Source organism: Sphingomonas kyungheensis, from assembly GCF_037120395.1.
GTDB classification, from domain to species: domain Bacteria; phylum Pseudomonadota; class Alphaproteobacteria; order Sphingomonadales; family Sphingomonadaceae; genus Sphingomonas; species Sphingomonas kyungheensis.
In genome coordinates this window covers 62437-82921 of the sequence record NZ_JBBBDM010000002.1, presented here as the reverse complement: position 1 = coordinate 82921, position 20485 = coordinate 62437, and the positions used below count along the sequence as shown (strand labels likewise).

At 68.6% G+C, this 20485-nt stretch carries 19 protein-coding genes; 10 read left to right on the top strand and 9 right to left on the bottom strand.

The window, feature by feature from the left end; translation table 11 throughout:
- The first annotated feature begins 103 nt into the window (after positions 1 to 103).
- The 8 genes from obgE to lptG all read left to right on the top strand — a co-directional run bounded on the left by obgE (position 104) and on the right by lptG (position 9675).
- Entirely contained in the window at positions 104 to 1150 is a 1047-nt protein-coding gene (gene obgE, locus V8201_RS04380) for a GTPase ObgE (RefSeq protein ID WP_037534557.1), read from the top strand.
- A 23-nt stretch (positions 1151 to 1173) separates the two neighbouring features.
- Entirely contained in the window at positions 1174 to 2277 is a 1104-nt protein-coding gene (gene proB / locus V8201_RS04375) for a glutamate 5-kinase (protein WP_037534559.1), read from the top strand.
- A gap of 397 nt (positions 2278 to 2674) precedes the next feature.
- On the top strand, positions 2675 to 3577 hold the full coding sequence (locus V8201_RS04370) for an SDR family oxidoreductase (protein ID WP_336544575.1): 903 nt from the start codon (positions 2675 to 2677) through the stop codon (positions 3575 to 3577).
- 43 nt (positions 3578 to 3620) lie between these two features.
- Positions 3621 to 3863: an acyl carrier protein gene (locus tag V8201_RS04365; protein WP_037534764.1), complete on the top strand. Its 243-nt coding sequence runs from the start codon at positions 3621 to 3623 to the stop codon at positions 3861 to 3863.
- A gap of 2 nt (positions 3864 to 3865) precedes the next feature.
- Positions 3866 to 5128, top strand: coding sequence for a serine palmitoyltransferase (spt, locus tag V8201_RS04360; protein ID WP_336544574.1), 1263 nt, complete (start codon positions 3866 to 3868; stop codon positions 5126 to 5128).
- A 220-nt stretch (positions 5129 to 5348) separates the two neighbouring features.
- Positions 5349 to 7310 (top strand): ATP-binding protein, encoded by a 1962-nt coding sequence (locus tag V8201_RS04355; protein ID WP_373276464.1) that lies wholly within the window; start codon positions 5349 to 5351, stop codon positions 7308 to 7310.
- 80 nt (positions 7311 to 7390) lie between these two features.
- Positions 7391 to 8587 (top strand): LPS export ABC transporter permease LptF, encoded by a 1197-nt coding sequence (gene lptF / locus V8201_RS04350; RefSeq protein WP_271300242.1) that lies wholly within the window; start codon positions 7391 to 7393, stop codon positions 8585 to 8587.
- Positions 8584 to 9675 (top strand): LPS export ABC transporter permease LptG, encoded by a 1092-nt coding sequence (gene lptG / locus V8201_RS04345; RefSeq protein ID WP_037534566.1) that lies wholly within the window; start codon positions 8584 to 8586, stop codon positions 9673 to 9675. The genes lptF and lptG overlap by 4 nt, the downstream gene beginning before the upstream one ends.
- Position 9676: 1 nt before the next feature.
- On the opposite strand, the gene V8201_RS04340 is transcribed toward lptG, so the two are convergent.
- Together V8201_RS04340 and V8201_RS04335 are read right to left on the bottom strand one after the other, a co-directional pair.
- Positions 9677 to 10210: a hypothetical protein gene (locus V8201_RS04340; RefSeq protein WP_336544573.1), complete on the bottom strand. Its 534-nt coding sequence runs from the start codon at positions 10208 to 10210 to the stop codon at positions 9677 to 9679.
- 44 nt (positions 10211 to 10254) lie between these two features.
- A complete protein-coding gene (locus V8201_RS04335; protein WP_336544572.1) occupies positions 10255 to 11346 on the bottom strand; it encodes a fatty acid desaturase family protein in 1092 nt (363 codons plus the stop codon).
- 134 nt (positions 11347 to 11480) lie between these two features.
- Here V8201_RS04335 and V8201_RS04330 point away from each other — a divergent pair, with 134 nt between their 5' ends.
- Positions 11481 to 12653, top strand: coding sequence for an N-acetyltransferase (locus V8201_RS04330; RefSeq protein ID WP_373276459.1), 1173 nt, complete (start codon positions 11481 to 11483; stop codon positions 12651 to 12653).
- Positions 12654 to 12959: 306 nt separating this feature from the next.
- Here the strand turns inward: V8201_RS04330 and V8201_RS04325 are convergent, their stop codons facing one another.
- From V8201_RS04325 to V8201_RS04295, 7 genes are all read right to left on the bottom strand, one after another.
- Positions 12960 to 13313, bottom strand: a complete 354-nt coding sequence (locus tag V8201_RS04325; RefSeq protein WP_037534573.1) for a HesB/IscA family protein — start codon at positions 13311 to 13313, stop codon at positions 12960 to 12962.
- A complete protein-coding gene (locus V8201_RS04320; protein WP_336544570.1) occupies positions 13313 to 13771 on the bottom strand; it encodes an SUF system Fe-S cluster assembly protein in 459 nt (152 codons plus the stop codon). Before V8201_RS04320 ends, V8201_RS04325 begins: the two co-directional genes overlap by 1 nt.
- Entirely contained in the window at positions 13768 to 14982 is a 1215-nt protein-coding gene (locus tag V8201_RS04315) for an aminotransferase class V-fold PLP-dependent enzyme (RefSeq protein ID WP_336544569.1), read from the bottom strand. Before V8201_RS04315 ends, V8201_RS04320 begins: the two co-directional genes overlap by 4 nt.
- Entirely contained in the window at positions 14979 to 16052 is a 1074-nt protein-coding gene (locus V8201_RS04310; RefSeq protein ID WP_336544568.1) for a SufD family Fe-S cluster assembly protein, read from the bottom strand. Before V8201_RS04310 ends, V8201_RS04315 begins: the two co-directional genes overlap by 4 nt.
- A gap of 307 nt (positions 16053 to 16359) precedes the next feature.
- Complete coding sequence (gene sufC / locus V8201_RS04305) at positions 16360 to 17103, bottom strand: Fe-S cluster assembly ATPase SufC (protein ID WP_271300236.1); 744 nt, start codon at positions 17101 to 17103, stop codon at positions 16360 to 16362.
- 46 nt (positions 17104 to 17149) lie between these two features.
- Entirely contained in the window at positions 17150 to 18625 is a 1476-nt protein-coding gene (sufB, locus tag V8201_RS04300) for a Fe-S cluster assembly protein SufB (RefSeq protein WP_037534581.1), read from the bottom strand.
- Positions 18626 to 18627: 2 nt separating this feature from the next.
- Positions 18628 to 19089 carry an SUF system Fe-S cluster assembly regulator gene (locus tag V8201_RS04295; RefSeq protein WP_051583454.1) on the bottom strand — a complete coding sequence of 154 codons (462 nt, stop codon included), beginning with the start codon at positions 19087 to 19089 and terminating at the stop codon, positions 18628 to 18630.
- Positions 19090 to 19424: 335 nt separating this feature from the next.
- On the opposite strand from V8201_RS04295, the gene V8201_RS04290 reads away from it, so the two are divergent.
- The gene (locus tag V8201_RS04290) at positions 19425 to 20447 is read left to right on the top strand and encodes a quinone-dependent dihydroorotate dehydrogenase (protein WP_336544567.1); all 1023 of its coding nucleotides are present in this window, start codon (positions 19425 to 19427) and stop codon (positions 20445 to 20447) included.
- Positions 20448 to 20485: the final 38 nt, after the last annotated feature.

Here is a 20485-nt window from a genome sequence, read left to right as displayed (position 1 = left end):
CACCCGTCCAATCTACTCCCCGGCGCGGCGCGATGCCACTGATCTCCATCGTCTCGCGGGTCGCGGGGCTGGCCGTCTGCGCCGGGGACGCTAAAGAGGCGTCATGCATTTTCTCGATCAGGCCAAGATCTTCGTCCGCTCCGGCTCGGGCGGCCCCGGTGCGGTCAGCTTCCGGCGCGAAAAGTTCATCGAATATGGCGGTCCTGACGGCGGCAACGGCGGCAAGGGCGGCGACATCATCTTCGAGGCGGTGGCCGGCCTCAATACGCTGATCGACTTCCGCTACACGCAGCATTTCCGGGCACCGCGCGGCAGCGGCGGATCGGGCAGCAACCGCACCGGCGGCGGCGGCGACGATCTCGTCATCAAGGTGCCGGTCGGCACGCAGGTCCTGTCGGAAGACAAGGACGAGGTGCTGCTCGACTTCACCCGCGTCGGCCAGCGCGAGGTGTTCCTGCGCGGCGGCGACGGCGGTCGCGGCAATGCCAGCTACAAGACGTCGACCAATCGCGCGCCGCGCCAGCACGGCACCGGCTGGCCGAGCGAGGAAGCGTGGGTGTGGCTGCGGCTCAAGCTGCTCGCCGACGCCGGGCTGGTCGGCCTGCCCAATGCCGGCAAGTCGACCTTCATCAATGCGGTGACCAATGCGCAGGCGAAGGTCGGCGAATATGCCTTCACCACCACCCGCCCGCAGCTCGGCGTCGTGCGCCATCACGGCCGCGAGTTCGTCATCGCCGACATCCCCGGCCTGATCGAGGGCGCGGCGGACGGCGCCGGCATCGGCGACCGCTTCCTCGGCCATATCGAACGCTGCCGCGTGCTGCTGCATCTGGTCGACGCCAATGATGCCGATGTCGCCGACAGCTACCGTATCGTCCGCGAGGAGCTCGAGGCCTATGGCGGCGGGCTGGTCGACAAACCGCATATCGTCGCGCTCAACAAGATCGACATGCTCGACGACGAGCTGATCGCAGCCTTGTCCGCCGAACTCGCCGAGGAGAGCGGTGCCGACGTCATTCCGCTGTCGGGCGCGGCGGGGACGGGCGTCGACTGGGTGCTCGACCGCCTGCTCGAGGTGATCGGCCCCAGCGCCGAGGCCGTATCCGATCAGGACGAGGGCGAGGACGAGATCAGCTGGTCGCCGGTGTGACCCTGCCCGGCTAGACGCCCGCGATGGACCTCTTTCCTCCCGCCACCTGCCCGCGGCTGATCGTCAAGGTCGGATCGGCGTTGCTCGTCGCTCCCGACGGCGCGGTGCGGCGCGACTGGCTGGCGACGCTGGTCGCCGATCTCGCCGCGCGGGCGGCGGCGGGGCAGCAGCTGGTGATCGTCTCGTCGGGCGCGATCGCGCTCGGTGCGCGGCGGCTGGGACTCGCCAGGGGCGGACGCGCCAGCCTGGAGGATGCGCAGGCGGCGGCGGCGACCGGGCAGATCGCGCTGAGCCAGACCTGGGCCGAGCTGCTCGCCGGTCATGGCCTCACCGCCGCGCAGATGCTGGTGACGCTCGACGATCTCGAGGACCGCCGCCGCTATCTCAACGCCGCGGCGACGCTCGGCCGCCTGCTCGGGCTCGGCGTGATCCCGGTGGTCAACGAGAATGACAGCGTCGCCACCGAAGAGATCCGCTTCGGCGACAACGACCGGCTCGCGGCGCGGATCGCGCAGGCGGCGGGTGCGCAGGGCGTGGTGCTGCTCTCCGACGTCGACGGGCTGTACGACGCCAATCCCCACACCCATCCCGAGGCGCGGCATATCGCGCGCGTCGAGCAGATCGATGCGGTCGCCGGCATGGCCGATCGCGGCTCGGCGTCCGGCATGGGATCGGGCGGCATGGTGTCGAAGATCGCCGCGGCGCGGATCGCCACCGGCGCCGGCGCGCATCTCGCCATCGCCAGCGGGCGGCGCGATCATCCGCTCGGCGATGCGGCGCGGCATACGCTGTTCGTCGCCGACCGCATTGCACCGGCGCGCAAGGCGTGGCTCGCCGGCGGGCTGACCTCGCGCGGCTGCATCCATGTCGATGCCGGCGCGGCGCGGGCATTGGCCGCGGGGGGCAGCCTGCTCGCCGCAGGGGCGACGCGGATCGAGGGCAAGTTCGCGCGTGGCGACCTGGTGACGATCGAGGGACCCGACGGCACGATCGCGCGCGGCCTGTCCGAATATGCCGCCGACGAGGCGCTGCGCCTGCTCGGCACCCGCTCCGACGAGCAGGCGGCGCTGCTCGGCTATGCCCCGCGCGCGGCGCTGGTGCATCGCAACCATCTGGCGCTGCTGTGATGGGGATCGCCGTTTGGTCGATTCACGCTGCGGTGATGCGCGGGCATAGCCGCGACCGTGATGCTCGGGCCGGGACGGTGGTCCGCCGCGAGCGACTTCTCATTCAACCTCCCTGCACCACCACGGCGCAGGCCCTGGTCCAGGTGGGAGATCGCCCGAACGTCTTGCGGCACTTCACCCGACTGGACCCCGGCCTGCGCCGGGGTGGTGGGTGGAAGTCAAAGGCTGCAAACGCTGCCAAGATTGCACGCGGGCGAACCGCTCAGACCCGACCGAAACACCCCACACTGTACCTGCAAACCCGAACCTCCCGCCTGCGCCGGAGCACCCGGAGCATGCGCGCAACTCTGATCTTTCCCCACATCGCACCAGGCGGAAACCCGCCGGTGTCGACGCGATGACCACGCTCGCCCTCACCGGCGCGACCGGCTTCGTCGGCCAAACGCTGCTCGATCAGGCGATCGCCGCCGGTCATCAGGTGCGCGCGCTCACCCGGCGGCCGCAGCCCGACCGTGATGGCGTCACCTGGATCGACGGCGCGCTCGACCGGCCCGACAGCCTCGCCGCGCTGGTCGACGGCGCCGGGGCGGTCGTCCACGTCGCCGGAGTGGTAAGCGCGCCGACCCGCGCCGGCTTCGTCGCCGGCAATATCGACGGCACCCGCGCGATGCTCGCCGCGACCGAGCGGGCGGGCATCCGCCGCTTCGTCCACGTCTCGTCGCTGTCGGCCCGCGAGCCGGCGCTGTCGCTCTACGGCTGGTCGAAGGCGGAGGCGGAGGCGCTCGTCACCGCCAGCCCGCTCGCCTGGAGCATCGTCCGGCCGAGCGGCGTCTACGGACCCGGCGACATGGAGATGCGCGACCTGTTCCGCGCCGCGCGGCTCGGCATCGCGCTGCTGCCGCCGCCCGGCAAGGTGGCGCTGGTCGCGGTCGCCGACCTCGCGCAACTGCTGCTGACGCTGGCGACGCGCGAGGTGCCGCCGGCGATCTACGAGGTCGATGACGGGCGGACGCTGACCCACGCCGCGCTGGCGCAGGCGATCGGCCGCGCGGTCGGCCGCCGCCGCGTGCGCGCGCTGCACCTGCCCGCCGCCGTGCTGCGCCTCGGCGCGCGGCTCGACCGGGCGCTGCGCGGCGACGGCGCCAAGCTCACCGCCGATCGCGTCGGCTATCTCGTCCACGACGACTGGACCGCGCGCGCGCCGCTGCGCCCGCCCGCCGACCTGTGGACGCCGGCCACCGCCACCGACGACGGACTCGCCGCAACGGCACGATGGTATCGCGCCAACGGATTGCTATAGCGCCGCAACCCTGCCGCATTTGCGCGGCATCCAGGATAGCATGATGACCGACCGCACCCAGATCCTCGACACGATCAAGGCTCAGATCGAACCGTTCAACAAGAAGCAGGTCGCGCTGACCGAGGCGACCACCTTCCAGGGCGATCTCGAATGGGACAGCCTCACCGTGATGGACTTCGTCGCGGCGATCGAGGACGAGTTCGACATCATCATCACGATGAACATGCAGGCCGAGATCGAGAATGTCGGCCAGCTCGCCGACGCCGTCGCCAAGCTGCGGGGCTGACGATGACCGAGACCGGATTGCAGCCCGAATCGCTCGACCTCGATCCCGCCCCGGTCGCGCCCGAGCGCGACCTGATGAGCAAGTTCGACGCGCTGATCGCCGAGCGGCAGGCGCTGATCGACACCGGCGTCACCGATCCGTTCGCGATCGTCATGGAGCAGGTGAAGAGCCCGACCGAGGCGGTGATCGCCGGGCGCGACACGATCCTGCTCGGCACCTACAATTACATGGGCATGACCTTCGACCCCGACGTGCTCGCCGCGGGGGAAGACGCGCTGCGCCGCTTCGGCTCGGGCACCAACGGCAGCCGCATGCTCAACGGCACCTTCCGCGACCATATGGACGCCGAGCAGGCGCTGCGCGACTTCTACGGCGTGTCGGGCGCGATCGTCTTCTCGACCGGCTATATGGCCAATCTCGGCATGATCTCGACGCTGGTCGGCAAGGGCGAATATGTCATCCTCGACGCCGACAGCCACGCCTCGATCTACGACGGCTGCAAGCAAGGCAATGCCGAGATCGTCCGCTTCCGCCACAATAGCGTCGAGGACCTCGACAAACGGCTCGGCCGCCTGCCCAAGGAGGCGGGCAAGCTCGTCGTGCTCGAGGGCGTCTATTCGATGCTCGGCGACGTCGCGCCGCTCAAGGAGATGGTCGCGGTCGCCAAGAAGCACGGCGCGATGGTGCTGAGCGACGAGGCGCATTCGATGGGTTTCTACGGCCCCAACGGCCGCGGCGTCTACGAAGCGCAGGGGCTGGAGGGCGACGTCGATTTCGTCGTCGGCACCTTCTCCAAGTCGGTCGGCACCGTCGGCGGCTTCTGCGTGTCGAACCACCCCAAGTTCGAGGCGATCCGCCTCGCCTGCCGCCCCTATATCTTCACCGCCTCGCTGCCGCCGTCGGTCGTCGCCACCGCCGCGGCGTCGATCCGCAAGCTGATGACCGCGCACGACAAGCGCGCCCAGCTCTGGGCGAATGCGCGTCAGCTGCACGGCGGACTCAAGGCGATGGGGTTCCGGCTCGGTACCGAGGCACCCGACAGCGCGATCGTCGCGGTGATCCTCGACGACCAGGAACAGGCGGTGACGATGTGGCAGGCGCTGCTCCACGGCGGCGTCTACGTCAACATGGCGCGCCCGCCCGCGACGCCTGCCGGCACCTTCCTGCTGCGCTGTTCGCTCTGTGCCGAGCATCAGCCCGCGCAGCTCGACCGCGTGCTCGCCGCCTTCCGCGCGGCGGGAGAGGCGGTCGGCGCGATCGGCTGATCCGATCGCTTAGGACATCCATTGGAAATTGGCGGAAGAGCCAATTTCAGGCGGTGCCGGCCCGCTCCCCCACCCGGCCTCCCACAATGTATCCTTGAGGGGAGGCCGGGTGGAGGAGCGGGCCGGCACCGTCCGATGCGCCATGGGCGCATTCCCAAACGCACGCTTAGGTCCGCCCGGCGGCTTTTCCGCCGCGGCGAAACCGACTAGCGTGGCCCGCGTGACTCGTGACGATGCCGAAACGGTCCCAACCGGGACCCTGGAGGGCGACGCGACGTGGCGGACGATCACGCTCGTCGTGATGGGTCTGCTCGGCGCGGCGGTGCTCGTCGCGTTGATCGTCACGCTCGGCCTCGCCAATCGCCAGCGCGACCATGCGTTGCAGGCGCAGGCGCACAGCTATGACGTGATGATCCTCGCGCGCACCGTATCGGGGACGATCGCCCGGTCGGAGGCGTCGCTCGGTCGCTATGTCATCAGCGGCAAGGCGGAAAAGGAGCTGGGCCAGCTCTATTTCGACCAATGGCGGTTGGCCGGGTCGCAGCTCGGCCGGCTCGAACGGCTGACCAGCGACACGCCCGAACAGAGCGCGCGCGTCCAGCAACTGCGCACCGCCTTCCAGCAGCGCGGCGAGGAACTGTCGCTGACCGCACTCAGCACCACCTACGGCCAGAACAGCCAGGCACTCGCCCGTTATTACAAGGCGCGCCAGTCGCCGACGCTCGCCGCGATCGATGCGACGCTCGACCAGATCATCGCCCGCGAACGCGCCTTGCTCGACCAGCGCACCGCCGATGCGATGCGCACCGTCGACCGGTCGAGCCGCATCGCCGGCGTGCTGGCGATCTTCGGCGTGCTGATCGTCGTCGGGGCGCTGGTGCTCGGCTGGTTTACGCTGCACGCGGTCGGCGAACGCGCGCTCGCCCGCGCCGAGGCCGATGCCGAGCGGCTGCGCGCCGAAACGCTCGCGGTGGCGGTGCAGCAGGCGACCGATGACCTGCGCGTCCAGGAGGCCAAGGTCCGCCAGATTCAGAAGATGGATGCGGTCGGCCAGCTCACCGGCGGCATCGCGCATGATTTCAACAATATGCTCGCGGTCGTTCTCGGCGGGCTGGAACTCGCCCGCCGTGCCGCCGCCGGGCAGGATGCCGGCGCGGTGATGCGGCACCTCGACAATGCGACCGACGGCGCCAATCGCGCCGCGGCGCTGACCCGGCGGTTGCTCGCCTTCAGTCGCGAGGAATCGCTCAAGCCCGAACCGATCGCCGCCGCGGCGCTGGTCTCGGGCATGTCGGACCTGATCGACCGGACGCTCGGCGACGCGATTACCGTGGTGGTGCGCGACGAGGCGCAGGGCTGGCGCATCCTCGCCGATCGCGTCCAGTTGGAAAATGCGGTGCTCAACCTCGCGGTCAATGCGCGCGATGCGATGAACGGCCGCGGCGAGATGGTCATCACCACCGGCGCGGCGACACTGGCCGACGATCATGTCGATGATTGCTGCGCGGGCGACTATGTGACGATCGCGGTAACCGACACCGGCGTCGGCATGACGCCCGAGGTGCTCGAACACGTCTACGAACCCTTCTTCACCACCAAGGCACCGGGCAAGGGCACCGGCCTCGGCCTCAGCCAGATCTTCGGGCTGGTCCGCCAGCTGCACGGCGGCATCGTCATCGATACCGCGATCGGCCGCGGCACCACCGTCACCCTCTACTTGCCGCGCGACGCCGGCACCGCCACGGCGATGGTGCAGCCCGATGCGGCGCCCGCGGCGGTGGCGGCGACCGGCGCGCGCCGCGTCCTCGTCGTCGAGGACGATCCGCGCGTGCTCGCCGCGACCATGGCGGCGCTGGAGGAACTCGGCCATGCGCCGATCCCCTGCGACGCGCCCGCCAAGGCGGCGGCGATGCTCGCCGCGGAGGCGGACGTCGATCTCATCATCTCCGACGTGCTGATGCCAGGACAGACCGGACCGGAGATGATCGCCGCGCTCGGTCCGCGCTATCCGCACGTCGCGGTGCTGTTCGTCACGGGCTTCGCGGGCGAGGCCAATGCCGCCGAATTCGGCCGTCATCCGGTGCTGCGCAAACCCTTCACGCTGAGCGGCCTCGAACGCGCGATCGCCACCGCGCTCGCCGCCGATCGCCCTGCCCCGCCGCAGGCGCTAGCCGCCGAGTGACGCACCGGAATTTTAGCTGACGCGCCCCGCCCTCGCCCCTATACCGGCGCTTCCCTGCCCCGGCGCGAGCCCTCCACCGCATGACCTCTCTCGACCGCTACATGGCCCGGCTGATCGCGTTGCCGTTGTTCTCGACGCTGACCATCGCCGCCATGCTGCTGGTGCTCGACCGTATCCAGCGCCTGTTCGTCTTCGTCGCCACCGAAGGCGGGCCGGTCAGCGTCGTCTGGCGGATGCTCGCCAATCTGCTGCCCGAATATCTCGGGCTCGGCATCCCGATCGGCCTGCTGCTCGGCATCCTGCTCGCCTTCCGCCGGCTGGCGAGCAATTCGGAACTCGACGTGCTGCGCGCGGTGGGCGTGAGCTATACGCGGATGCTGCGCGTGCCATTCATGTATGCGATCGTGCTGGCGGCGCTCAACATCGCCATCGTCGGCTTCGTCCAGCCCAAGGCGCGCTATTATTACGAACAGCTGCGCTTCGAGCTGCGCACCGGTGCGCTCGGCGCCTCGATCAAGGTCGGCGAGTTCACCCATTTTGGCGACCGCATGACGCTGCGCATCGAGCAGAGCCATGACAAGGGCCGCAAGCTCGACGGCATCTTCGTCTATTACAACGACAAGGGCACGAGCTATTCGGTCACCGCGCGCAGCGGCCAGTTCCTCGCCACCGACGATCCCAATACGATCATCTTCCGCCTGACCAATGGCACCCTTGTCCACAAGGCACCCAATTTCACCGTACCGCGCGTCCTCACCTTCACCTCGCACGACCTGCCGATCCCGCTGCCGCGCTACGAGAATTTCCGCCAGCGCGGCGGTCGCAACCTCGAATTCACATTGCCCGAGCTCGCCAAGCTCGGCCATGGCGCGCAGAGCGCGGAGCAGCGCGACAGCAGCCGCTCGGAATATCACTTCCGCCTCGTCGAGGTGGCGACGATGTTCCTGCTGCCGCTGCTGGCGGTGGCGCTCGGCGTGCCGGCGAAGCGATCGACCTCGGGGTTCGGCGCGTTCCTCGCGATCGTGATGATCGTCGCCTATCACAAGGTGAACGAATATGCCGCGTCGATCGGCGAGCTTGGCCGCATCGATCCGCTGATCGCGCTCTGGGTGCCCTTCTGTATCTTCGCGGCGATCATCATCTGGATGTACTATCAGATCGCCTATGTCCCCGGCGGCCAGCCGATCGGCGCGCTCGAACGCGCCTTCTCCAAGACGTTCAAGCTGGTGACGCGCTATCTGCCCGGGCGTCGCCGCAAGGCGGAGCAGGCGGCATGAGCGGCTTCTTCCCCTCGCGCACCATCTCGCTCTACATGGCGCGATTGTTCCTGGTGCGGACCTTCGGCCTGCTCGCCGCTTTGTGGCTGATCCTGCAGACGCTCGATCTGCTCGGCGAATCCGGCGCGATCCTCGCGCATCCGGGCAATACGCAGGATCAGGTCTGGCAATATGTCGGGCTACGCGCGCCGCAGATCATCAGCTTCCTGCTGCCCTTCTCGGTGCTGCTCGGCACGATCGCCACCTTCTTCACGATGAACCAGAACAGCGAGGTGATCGCGCTCAAGGCGGGCGGCCTGTCGGCGCATCAGATCATCGCGCCGCTGCTCGTCGCCAGCCTCGGCGTGGCGGCGATCAGCTTCACGTTCAACGAACGCATCGTCACCCGCGCCACCGCGACGCTCGACCAGTGGAAGGACGCCAATTACGGCGCGCTGCCGATCGATCGCGGCGACCGCAGCAACGTCTGGGTGCGCGACGGCGACGATCTGATCGCCGTGCAGCAGGTGCGCGGCCGTGGCGAGACGACGCAGCTCGGCAACATCACCGTCTACGACCGGACCGGCGGCGAGCTGGTCGCGATCTTCCGCGCGCCGCGGGGGCGTCATGCCGGCGACGGCTGGGCGATCGCGCCGACGACGCGGTTCGACGTCGCCACCGGCAAGCTCACCACCCTCGGCACGGTCAAGGTCGCGCCGGGCGTCCGGCCCGATCAGTTCACGCTCGGCGCGGTCAACCCGGACGGGCTCGACGTCGTCGCGTTGCGCGCGGCGATCGGCGACCTGCGCGACGCCGGCCGGCCGACCAAGTCGCTCGAAGGGACGTGGTGGCACAAATTCTCCAGCCCGCTGTCGGCGGTGCTGATGCCGCTGCTCGGCGCGGTCGCGGCGTTCGGCATCGCGCGTTCGGGACAGCTCTTCCTGCGCGCGGTGATCGGCGTCGCCTTGGGCTTCGCCTATTTCGTCGCCGACAATTTCGCGATCGCGATGGGCAATCTCGGCGCCTATCCGCCGTTCCTCGCCGCCTGGGCGCCGTTCCTGCTGTTCCTGCTGATCGGTGAAGCGGTGCTGATCCGCACCGAGGAATAGCTCAGGGGACCGAGAGCGGCTCGGGCAGGGCCGCCGGCATCCGGGCGACCAGCGCGGTGGCGAGCTTGCCGCCGACGGTCGCCGGGGCATTGGCGGCGGTGCCACCCACCTGCGCGGTGACGGCGCTGCCCGTCCACAGCGTCTTGCCGCTGCGCCAGTCGGACAGGGTGATCGTCATCCGCGTCACGATCAGCGCGCGCAGATCCTGTTTCGCGGTCGGCAGCGCGATCGAGATGCCGCCGCCCCAATTGGCCATCGCCGCATCCGCCTTCTTCGTCGTCGCGGGTGCGCCGACCAGACCGCGCGCCTCCCGATCGACTGCGACATGGGCGCGGTATCGGCTCGGCCCGGTGGCCGGCAGGACGAGATAATTGGCGGCGTTGAAGACGGCGTCGACCGCTTCGGCATAAGCAGGCGCGTCGGCGGCATGTTCGTCGCCGTCGGGAACGACGATGACCGTCACCGTGCCCGGCGGCACTGCGGCCGGCGTACCGTTCGCCGCCGCGATCATCATCAGAATGGCCGCAATCCCCATCACACGCCCCCCATGATCCCGCCGGAACGGGCGCCTGATCTAGTCTAGCGAGACTGGAACGTACTCCGCACGATCTTGTTCACCAGCCCCGGCAGCCCGGCATAGCTCGCCTTGTGATAAGGCGAACCCTGTTCGACCGCCGCACCGATCCGGCGATGCGCCTCGCCGAGCGCATGATAGGGCAGGCTCGGCAGCAGATGGTGCAGCGCATGATAGCGCAGCCCGACCGGTGCCCACAGAGCCGGCAGCAGCGCGGGCGGCGGCACGTTGACCGAGTCGAGATATTGCGCGGTCACTGACATCGGCTCGCCGTCATTCTCCCACAGATGCGCGACCAGCGTCCGCACCTGATTGACCACCGCGACGCCCGCACCGATCGCCAGCGCGATCGCGACGCTGCGCAGCGGGAAGACGCCGGTCGCGGTCAGCACGACCACCGCGATCGCCCAAGAGCTCGCCGCCGCTTCGGTGCGATTCCACAGGGTCAGAGCGTCGCCTTCCGGCGCGCGGCGGCGGAACTGCGGGTTGATCGCGAGCGCCGAATAGCGCTCGCGGACGATCGTGCGCAGCTTCGGCGACAGCAAGGAGACCGGCGACAGGATGGCGAAGCGGATCAAAAGACCGAGCGGCGCCAGCGCCGAGATCACCACGAACGCCGGCAGCGTCCACGGCTTCATCAGCGCGAGCGGCAGATATTCGGGATCCTCCGATGTGCCGTAGCGCGTCTTGGCGTGATGCAGGTTGTGCACGCCTTCGTACATGAAGCTCGGCGTGAGCATCGGCACGCCGACCAACACATTCCAGGCGCCACGGAAATAGGGCACGGTGCTGTGCTTCATATGGCTGACTTCGTGGATGAAGCTCAGCGCGCGATACAGGGCAAGCGCTGCCACCACCGCGGCGAACACCACCCAGCCGGTCTGCCGCAGCGTCACCGCCGCGGCCAGCGCGCCGTAACCGACGACGACCGAGGCGATCAGATCGGCCCAGTAGATCGCCGGGCGCGGTGCGATCAGGTCGCGCGTCGCCTCGGCGGCGGCGCGCAGCATCGCCTTGTCGTCGGCGATGCGCAGTCGCGGCATACGGTCCGTCGCCTCGGCGACGGGGGCGCGGGAGAGGGTCAGCGAGGATTCCATGGCGTGGTCCATTGCCCCAAGATAGTGGCGACAGCGTGGCATTCCCAGACGCCGGCTGCTCCGCAACGGTGGAACCTCTCGATCACTGATGACGGAAAGGTCACTCGCCAACCGGTGTTGGCGTGCTAGATCGCATGCCAAAATGGGAGGCCCAATTGAGCGACCTGACGATCACGCCCGTCACGACCAAGAGCGAGCGCAAGGCGTTCGTCGACCTGCCGTTCCGTCTGTACAAGGATGATCCCGCCTGGGTACCGCCGCTCAAGGGCGAGGCGCTCGGCCTGATCACGCCGGAGAAGAACGGCTGGTACAGCCATGCCAAGGCGCAACTGTTCCTCGCGCGGGAGGGCGGCCGCATCGTCGGCCGGATTTCCGCGCATATCGACACGCTGGCGCTGACCATGCCCGCCGATCAGGGCTTCGGTCCCGGCGTCGGCCAATGGGGGCTGATGGAGGCCGAGCGTGAGGACATCTTCACCGCTTTGCTCGCCACGGCGGAGGGCTGGCTGCGCGATCAGGGGATGACGCGCGCGCTCGGCCCGATCTCGCAGTCGATCTGGGAAGAGCCCGGCCTGCTCGTCCAGGGTTTCGACCATTCGCCGACGGTGATGATGGGCCATGCCAAGCCCGAATATCAGGGCTGGATCGAACGCGCCGGCTATCGCCAGATCAAGCAGCTGTTCACCTACGAACTCGACATCACCCAGGAATTCCCGCCCATCGTCAAGCGGATTATCCGCTCGGGCGAGAACAATCCGCGCATCGTCGTGCGCGAGGTCGACAAGCGCAAGTTCGAGGAGGAGGCGGCGATCATCCTGTCGATCCTCAACGACGCGTGGAGTGACAATTGGGGCTTCGTGCCGCTCACCCCGCCCGAGATCAAGGACGTCGGCGTCAAGCTCAAGCCGATCGTGTTCAACGACCTGATCCGCATCGCCGAGCTCGACGGCAAGCCGGTCGCGTTCATGATCACCCTTCCCGACCTCAACGAGCCGATCAAGCCGCTGAACGGTTCGCTGCTGCCGTTCGGCTGGGCCAAGCTGTTGCTCTGGCTGCGCAAGCCCAAGGTGCGGACGATGCGCGTGCCGCTGATGGGCGTGGTCAAGGAATTGCAGGCATCGCGCATGGCGAGCCAGCTCGCCTTCATGATGATCGAATATATCCGCCGCGCCTCGGTCGAACATTATGGCGCGAGCCGCGGCGAGATCGGCTGGATCCTCGACGACAATCAGGGGATGCGCTCGATCGCCGAGACGATCGATAGCAAGGTCAACAAGGTATACAATGTCTACGAGCGGACGCTGTAGGGCGGCGTCGGTTGGGGCGGACCGGCGGCGCGTCTGCGGATCGTCGCGATGTCCGGGCTGAGGGCGTCGCGGTAGTCTCAGTTACGCTGCAAGGCCTCTCGGATACGGGCACCAATCCGGCGAAGGCCCGGGTCCAGTTGGGAGATCGTGGCGAGTCTTCCCGAAGCTCCGCCCAGCTGGACCCCGGCCTCCGCCGGGGTGGGGCGTAGAGAGGTCAGGCTGTGCTTCCACAAAGTTTTGGCAAAGCTCAGATCGCATAACCCGACGAGACGACACGCCGGCGATCCAAGCCTGATCCTACCCCCCTCAGACCGTGAAACTCTCCCCGCACCCGCAGGCGCCCTTGGCATTGGGATTGTTGAACACGAAGCCGGCGGTGAAATCGTCCTCGACCCAGTCCATCGTCGATCCGACCAGATACAGGATCGACCCGCCGTCGACGTAGAGCACGCCGCCCGGCGTCTCGATCCGCTCGTCGAACGGCTTGGCCTCGGTGACATAGTCGACCGAATAAGCGAGGCCCGAACAGCCGCGCCGCGGCGTCGACAGCTTGACGCCGATCGCGCCGTCGGGCGCGCGCGCCATCAGATCGGCGATGCGGGCGTCGGCGGTGGCGGTGAGGATCAGCGGCGCGGGCCGCTGGCGCAGCGTCGTCGCCATCACAGCATCCCCAATTCGAGCTTGGCCTCGTCCGACATCTTCTGCGGGTCCCAGGGCGGGTCCCAGACCAGATTGACGTCGGCGAAGGCGATCCCCGGCACCGCGGCGACGCGCATCTCGACCTCGGCGGGCATCGATTCGGCGACCGGGCAATGCGGCGTGGTCAGCGTCATCGTCACCACCGCCTGACCGCCGTCGGCGACCTCGACCCCGTAGATCAGCCCGAGATCGTAGATGTTGACCGGAATCTCGGGGTCGTAGATTTCCTTGAGCGCGTCGATCACCGCCTCGTAGAGCGCGCCGCCGGGCTCGCCTGGCGCATCGGTCTGCGTTTGCTGCTGCAGGAAGCCGCTGAGATAGTCGCGCGTCCGCGGCGCGGGCTCGACCGCCTCGTCGACCCGTGCGCGCGGCGCCGGCGCCACCGCGTCCACTTCCTCGATACGGATTGTATCGCTCATCCGAATATCCTCGTCACCCGTTCGACGCCGCGTACCAGCGCCTCGATATCGCGCGGCCCGTTATAGACCGCGAAGCTGGCGCGGGCGGTCGCATCGACACCCAGCACCTCCATCAGCGGCTGCGCGCAATGATGGCCGGCGCGGATCGCCACCCGCTCCTCGTCCAAGATGGTGCCGACGTCGTGCGGATGCACCCCCTCAATCGCGAAACTGACGATGCCGGCGCTGTCCTCCGGCCCGAACAATCGCACCGAGTTGATCGCGCCGAGCGCCGCGCGGGCGTCGCGGACCAGCGCGGTCTCATGCGCGTGGATCGCGGCGAGGCCGATGCCCTCGACATAGTCGATCGCCGCGGCGATGCCGAGCGCACCGACGATATGCGGCGTCCCCGCCTCGAACCGCCCCGGCGGCGGCGCATAGGTGGTCTTGGCGAAGCTCACCCGGTCGATCATCGATCCGCCGCCCTGATAGGGCGGCATCTGTGCGAGCAGCTCGGCCCGCCCCCAGAGCACGCCGATCCCGGTCGGGCCGTAGAGTTTGTGCCCCGAGAAGACGTAGAAGTCGCAACCGATCGCCGCGACGTCGACCGCGATCCGCGGCACCGCCTGACAGCCGTCGAGCAGGATCTTGGCACCGACATCATGCGCCAGCTCGGTCGCGCGGCGCGCGTCGAGCACCGAGCCGAGCACGTTCGAGACGTGCGCGAGCGCCACCATCTTGTGCTGCGGGGTGAGCATCCGCGCCATCGCGTCGAGATCGATGCGATGATCCGCGGTCAGCGGCACGACGTCGATCGCCGCGCCGACGCGCTCCGCCGCCATCTGCCACGGCACGATATTGCTGTGATGTTCGAGCATCGACAGCAGGATGCGATCGCCCGGCTTGAGCTGCGTCGCCGCCCAGCTGTGCGCGACGAGGTTGATCGCCTCGGTCGCGCCGCGCACGAACACGATCTCGTCGGGCGTGCCCGCACCGATGAAGCGCGCGACGCTGTTCCGCGCCGCCTCATAGGCGCGCGTCATATCGGCCGAGCGCTGATAGACGCCGCGGTGGACGGTGGCATAGGTCTCGCCATAGGCGCGCGCGATCGCATCGATCACGACCTGCGGCTTCTGCGCGGTCGCGGCGGTGTCGAGATAGGCCCAGCCGTCGGGGATGGCGGGGAAGTCGGCGACGCGATCGAGCGGGGCCTCGCGGGTCTCGTCGCTCATAACGTCCGCTCCAGCCACGTATCGGCATCCGCCGCGAACACCGCGCGCACGCCCTCGTCGCCGATCCGGTCAATCGCATCGGCGACGAAGGCACGGGTCAGCAGCGCCTTGGCGCGCCCGGCCGAAATGCCGCGGCTCTGCATGTAGAAGAGCGCGCGGGCATCGAGCTCGCCGACCGTGGCGCCATGCGCGCATTTGACGTCGTCGGCGAAGATCTCCAGCTCGGGCTTGAGGTTGACCGTCGCGGTGCGGTGCAGCAGCAGGCCGCGCAGCGACTGCTCGCCATCGGTCTTCTGCGCGTCGCGCGCCACTTCCACCGCGGCGGCGAGGCTGACCGTCGACCGTTCCGCCGCGACCGCGCGCCACAATTGGTGCGACTGGCCGTTGGGATGGGCATGGCGGACGCGCACCGCACATTCCTGCCGCTGCTCGTCGCGGGTGAGCAGCGCGCCACCCAGCTCGGCATAGGCGCCTTCGCCGTTGAGCGTCAGCGCCGCGTCGAGCCGCGTCCCCGCCGCGGTGGCGCCGAGCGCGACCGAGACGAAGCTCGCCGCCTGCGCAATCATCACCTCGTCGCGGGTCGAGACGAAGCCGGCGTCCTGGACGATCCGCACCGCGCGCATCACCCGCGCGCCCTCGCCGAGATCGAAGCGGGTCAGCGTGTTGCTCCACCCGGCCCCGGTGAAACTCTCGACCAGCGTCAGCACGGCATCCTCGCCGAGCGTGATGACGAGCGGCGTCTGCCCGTCCCCGCCGGCGTTGACGCGCGCGATCTCCAGCCGCGTCACCGAACGCGGCGCGAGCGTGATCGCATGGCCCTCGCCCGCGGCATGGCGGGCGAGTCGATGATCGCTGCTGATCGACGCAGGGGTGATCGCGAGATCGCCGGGCGTGCTCGCCTGCCGGTCGAGCTGGCCATCGACGAACACCAGCCGCGCGGCGTCGGTCAGAATAGGCTCAGGCAGTCGGGGCGCGGCGACCGGCAGGTCGCGCGCGGCTTGCAGGCCGGCCATGTCCGCCCAGCGGAACGCCTCGTCGCGGCTGGTGGGGAGATCGAGAACGGTGGTCATGCGGCGGCTCGCTGATGGGGTTCACGCGACGGCGCGAAGACGCGAAGACATGGAGGTTTGTGTCCGCGCGGAGGCGCGGAGGCGCGGAGCAGAGAGGAAGACAAGGTATCGTTGCCTGCGGCGCTGACCGTTTTCGTACTCGGCAGCGCCTTATCCAGATCGCTGGCGATGATCGACGGGAGCACTGCTCCGCCGACGCCATCGCCGCGCCTCCGCGCCTCCGCGCGAGCACAAACCGTCTCGAAGGCACCAGAGGACAGGTCAGGTGCCCTACCCTCTTCGCACCGCCGCACCACCGCGTGATTCATCACGCCGCCACCCCCGCGTAACCCTCGCGCTCCAGCTCATGCGCCAGCTCCGCGCCGCCCGAGCGGACGATCCGCCCGTCGGCGAGGACGTGCACGACGTCCGGCCGCACATAGTCGAGCAGCCGCTGGTAATGGGTGATGAGCAGCACCGCCTTGTCGGGCGCGCGCATGATCCGGTTGATGCCGTCGCCGACGATGCGCAGCGCGTCGATGTCGAGCCCGCTGTCGGTCTCGTCGAGGATCGCGAACTTGGGGTCGACGACGCCCATCTGCACCATCTCGTTGCGCTTCTTCTCACCACCCGAGAAGCCGACGTTGACCGGACGCTTGAGCATCTCGGCATCCATGTCGAGCTTGGCCGCCTCGCTGCGCGCGAGCTTGAGGAACTCGCCGCCCGACAAGGGCGCCTCGCCGCGCACGCCGCGCTGCGCGTTGAGCGCCTCGCGCAGGAACTGGACGTTGCTGACGCCGGGGATCTCGACCGGATATTGGAAGCCGAGGAACACGCCGGCAGCGGCACGCTCGTGCGGTTCGAGCGCGAGCAGGTCCTGCCCGTCAAAGGTGATCGACCCCGCCGTCACCTCATAGCCGGGCCGCCCGCCGAGCACATAGCCGAGCGTCGACTTGCCCGCGCCGTTGGGGCCCATGATCGCATGGATCTCGCCGGCATTGACCTCGAGCGTCAGGCCCTTGAGGATTTCCTTGCCGTCGATCTCGGCGTGGAGGTTTTCGATTTTGAGCATCATTCTTCCTTAAAGCCCCTCCCCTCAAGGAGGCGGAGCTTGTTCCTTAACCCACACTACCCTCAAGGCTGATCCCGAGCAGCTTCTGCGCCTCGACCGCGAATTCCATCGGCAGCTGCTGCAAGACCTCGCGCGCGAAGCCGTTGACGATCAGCGCCACTGCGGCTTCCTGGTCGAGCCCGCGCGACATCGCATAGAAGAGCTGGTCCTCGCTGATCTTCGACGTCGTCGCCTCATGCTCGATCTGCGCCGAGGGGTTCTTCACCTCGATATAGGGTACGGTATGCGCGCCGCACTGATCACCAAGCAGCAGCGAATCGCACTGCGTGAAGTTGCGGACATTCTCCGCGGTCGGGCCGACGCGGACCAGCCCGCGATAGGTATTGTCCGACCGCCCCGCCGAAATCCCCTTCGACACGATCGTCGAACGCGAGCCCTTGCCGAGGTGGATCATCTTGGTGCCGGTATCCGCCTGCTGGCGGTTGTTGGTCACCGCCACCGAATAGAATTCGCCGACGCTGTTCTCGCCGGCGAGCACGCAGCTCGGATATTTCCAGGTGATCGCGCTGCCGGTCTCGACCTGCGTCCACGACACCTTGCTGTTCCTGCCCTGGCAGAGCGCGCGCTTGGTGACGAAATTGTAGATGCCGCCGACGCCGTTCTCGTCGCCGGGATACCAGTTCTGGACGGTCGAATATTTGATCTCGGCATCGTCGAGCGCGACCAGTTCGACGACCGCGGCGTGCAGCTGGTTCTCGTCGCGCATCGGCGCGGTGCAGCCTTCGAGGTAGGAGACGTAGGCGCCCTTGTCGGCGACGATCAGCGTCCGCTCGAACTGGCCGGTATTCTCCGCGTTGATGCGGAAATAGGTCGACAGCTCCATCGGGCAGCGCACGCCCTCCGGAATGTAGACGAAGGTACCGTCGCTGAAGACCGCCGAGTTGAGCGTCGCGAAGTAATTGTCGCGCTGCGGCACCACCTTGCCCAGCCACTTGCGGACCAGATCGGGATATTCGCGGATCGCCTCGCTGATCGAGCGGAAGATGACGCCCGCCGCCTCCAGCTCCTTGCGGAAGGTGGTGGCGACCGAGACGCTGTCGAACACCGCATCGACCGCGACGCGGCGCTTGGGCGCGCTGCCGTCCTCGACCCCGGCGAGCATCTTCTGCTCCTCGAGCGGGATGCCGAGCTTCTCGTAGACGCGCAGGATCTCGGGATCGACCTCGTCGAGGCTGCCGAGCTTCGGCTTCGCCTTGGGCTCGGCGTAATAATAGGCGTCCTGATAGTCGATCGGCGGCACGTTGAGCTTGGCCCAATCCGGCGCCTCCATCGTCTGCCACAGCCGGAACGCCTTCAGACGCCAGTCGAGCATCCATTCGGGCTCGTTCTTCTTGGCGCTGATGTAGCGGACCGTGTCCTCGCTCAGCCCCTTGGGGGCGAAGTCCTGTTCGATATCGGACGTGAAGCCCCATTCGTAGGTCTTGGAGACGGCCGCATAGGCCTCTGCGTTCTTGGTCGCCATGATTACACCTGTTCGCTCAACGGAGCGGGAATGGGGTCTGGGATCGGATCGTGGATCGGCGCACGGGCAAGCCGTGCGAGCGTGACGTTGGCGAGCGCGCCGCGCACCGCTTCGTTGACGATGCTCCAATGTGGTCGGACGAGACAATTGCCCTCCAGCCCGCATTCGTGGCGATTGCCCTCGACGCAGGCGGTCATCTGGATCGGTCCCTCGACCGCCTCGATGATGTCGGCAAGGCTGATCGCCGCCGCCGGCCGGGCCAGCCGGAACCCGCCGCCCGTGCCGCGCGTGCTTTCGATCAGGCCGGCCGACGAAAGGCGGCTGACCAGCTTCTGTGCGGTCGGCAGCGGCACGCCGGTCTCCTCGGCGAGCACCGTCGCGTTGAGCCGCGCCACGCCGCCGCAATGGCGCGCGGCGGCAGACATCATCACGACCGCATAGTCGGCAAGGCTGGAAAGTCGCATCGGCTCCGAACGGTTTGTTGCGAATGTCTCGCAAATCGGATCAATTCGATCCGATTGCCAGATAGGGTTTTGCGCGGCCGGGTCAAGCGGGGAGACGGGTTATCCGACGCTGGTCCGACCTTCCGCACCTGTCATTCTCTCCTTCTGTATCCCCGCGAAGACGGGGATACAGACGCGCGAACCCCTGCGATCCAGCCATTGGCGCCAGCGGGTCCGCCACCCGCCAACATCGGCGGGAGACACAATGCTGAGGTTTGCGCCGTGTCCGCCGGGCCACCATCCGCGCGGCGCGCGCCAGCTTTGATTTCCGCCGCGCGCAATGCGATGGGCGCAGCATGTCCTATGCCCTCCGCCCGCTGCTCTTCGCCCTCGATGCCGAACGGGCGCATGCATTGACGCTCAAGGCGCTGGCGGTGCGGGCGAAGCTGCCCTTCCCCGCCCCGCGGCACAGCCCGCGGCTCGCCACCCGCATCGGCGGGCTCGCCTTCGCCAATCCGCTCGGCGTCGCGGCGGGGCTCGACAAGGACGGGGTGGCGATCGACGGACTGTTCGGCTTCGGCTTCGGCGCAGTCGAGATCGGCACGCTCACCCCGGTGGCGCAGGCGGGCAATCCCCGCCCGCGCTTGTTCCGGCTGGTCGCCGATCGCGCGGTGATCAACCGCATGGGCTTCAACAACGGCGGCCTCGAAGCGGGACTGGCGCGCGCCCGCACCGCCTCGCGAGGCGCCGGGCGGCTCGGCATCAACGTCGGCGCCAACAAGGATGCCGCCGACCGGATCGCCGATTATGTCGCCGGCGTCACCGCCGCCGCGCCGATCGCCGACTATGTGACGATCAACATCTCCTCGCCCAACACGCCGGGCCTGCGCGATCTGCAGCATGGTGCGGCGCTCGACGATCTGCTCGCCGCCTGCACCGCGGCGCGGGGGGCGACGCCGCTGTTCCTCAAGATCGCCCCCGATCTCGATACCGCCGCGCTCGACGGCATCGCCCGCGCCGCGATCGGCCATCGGCTCGACGCGATCATCCTCGGCAACACCACCATCTCGCGTCCGCCGCTGCGGGCGCCGCACGCCGGCGAAAGCGGCGGCCTGTCGGGTGCGCCGCTCGCGCCGCTCGCCCGCCAGCGGCTCGTCGACCTGCGCAGCGCGACCGGCGGCAACATCGCGCTGATCGCCGCGGGCGGGATCGACAGCGGTGCCGAGGCCTATGCGCGCATCCGCGCCGGCGCGCGGCTGGTGCAGCTCTATTCGGCGCTGGTCTATCACGGACCGGGGCTGGCGCGGACGATCCTGCGCGATCTCGACCACCTGCTCGCCCGCGACGGCTTCGCCGATGTCGCCGCCGCGGCGGGCTAACGCTTGCCCTCCCCGGACCAGCCGCTAGGCTTTGCCGC

Excerpts from the sequence above, each read along its gene's own strand:
- V8201_RS04325 (WP_037534573.1), bottom strand. The coding sequence starts at position 13,313 with ATGGCGACGACGCTGCGCCAGCGGCCCGCGCCGCTGATCCTCACCGCC.
- V8201_RS04295 (WP_051583454.1), bottom strand. The coding sequence starts at position 19,089 with ATGCGACTTTCCAGCCTTGCCGACTATGCGGTCGTGATGATGTCTGCC.
- V8201_RS04340 (WP_336544573.1), bottom strand. The coding sequence starts at position 10,210 with ATGGGGATTGCGGCCATTCTGATGATGATCGCGGCGGCGAACGGTACG.
- lptG (WP_037534566.1), top strand. The coding sequence starts at position 8,584 with ATGAGCGGCTTCTTCCCCTCGCGCACCATCTCGCTCTACATGGCGCGA.
- V8201_RS04310 (WP_336544568.1), bottom strand. The coding sequence starts at position 16,052 with ATGACCACCGTTCTCGATCTCCCCACCAGCCGCGACGAGGCGTTCCGC.
- V8201_RS04290 (WP_336544567.1), top strand. The coding sequence starts at position 19,425 with ATGTCCTATGCCCTCCGCCCGCTGCTCTTCGCCCTCGATGCCGAACGG.
- V8201_RS04335 (WP_336544572.1), bottom strand. The coding sequence starts at position 11,346 with ATGGAATCCTCGCTGACCCTCTCCCGCGCCCCCGTCGCCGAGGCGACG.
- sufB (WP_037534581.1), bottom strand. The coding sequence starts at position 18,625 with ATGGCGACCAAGAACGCAGAGGCCTATGCGGCCGTCTCCAAGACCTAC.
- V8201_RS04315 (WP_336544569.1), bottom strand. The coding sequence starts at position 14,982 with ATGAGCGACGAGACCCGCGAGGCCCCGCTCGATCGCGTCGCCGACTTC.
- V8201_RS04370 (WP_336544575.1), top strand. The coding sequence starts at position 2,675 with ATGACCACGCTCGCCCTCACCGGCGCGACCGGCTTCGTCGGCCAAACG.
- spt (WP_336544574.1), top strand. The coding sequence starts at position 3,866 with ATGACCGAGACCGGATTGCAGCCCGAATCGCTCGACCTCGATCCCGCC.
- lptF (WP_271300242.1), top strand. The coding sequence starts at position 7,391 with ATGACCTCTCTCGACCGCTACATGGCCCGGCTGATCGCGTTGCCGTTG.
- V8201_RS04320 (WP_336544570.1), bottom strand. The coding sequence starts at position 13,771 with ATGAGCGATACAATCCGTATCGAGGAAGTGGACGCGGTGGCGCCGGCG.
- V8201_RS04365 (WP_037534764.1), top strand. The coding sequence starts at position 3,621 with ATGACCGACCGCACCCAGATCCTCGACACGATCAAGGCTCAGATCGAA.
- proB (WP_037534559.1), top strand. The coding sequence starts at position 1,174 with ATGGACCTCTTTCCTCCCGCCACCTGCCCGCGGCTGATCGTCAAGGTC.
- obgE (WP_037534557.1), top strand. The coding sequence starts at position 104 with ATGCATTTTCTCGATCAGGCCAAGATCTTCGTCCGCTCCGGCTCGGGC.
- V8201_RS04330 (WP_373276459.1), top strand. The coding sequence starts at position 11,481 with ATGCCAAAATGGGAGGCCCAATTGAGCGACCTGACGATCACGCCCGTC.
- sufC (WP_271300236.1), bottom strand. The coding sequence starts at position 17,103 with ATGCTCAAAATCGAAAACCTCCACGCCGAGATCGACGGCAAGGAAATC.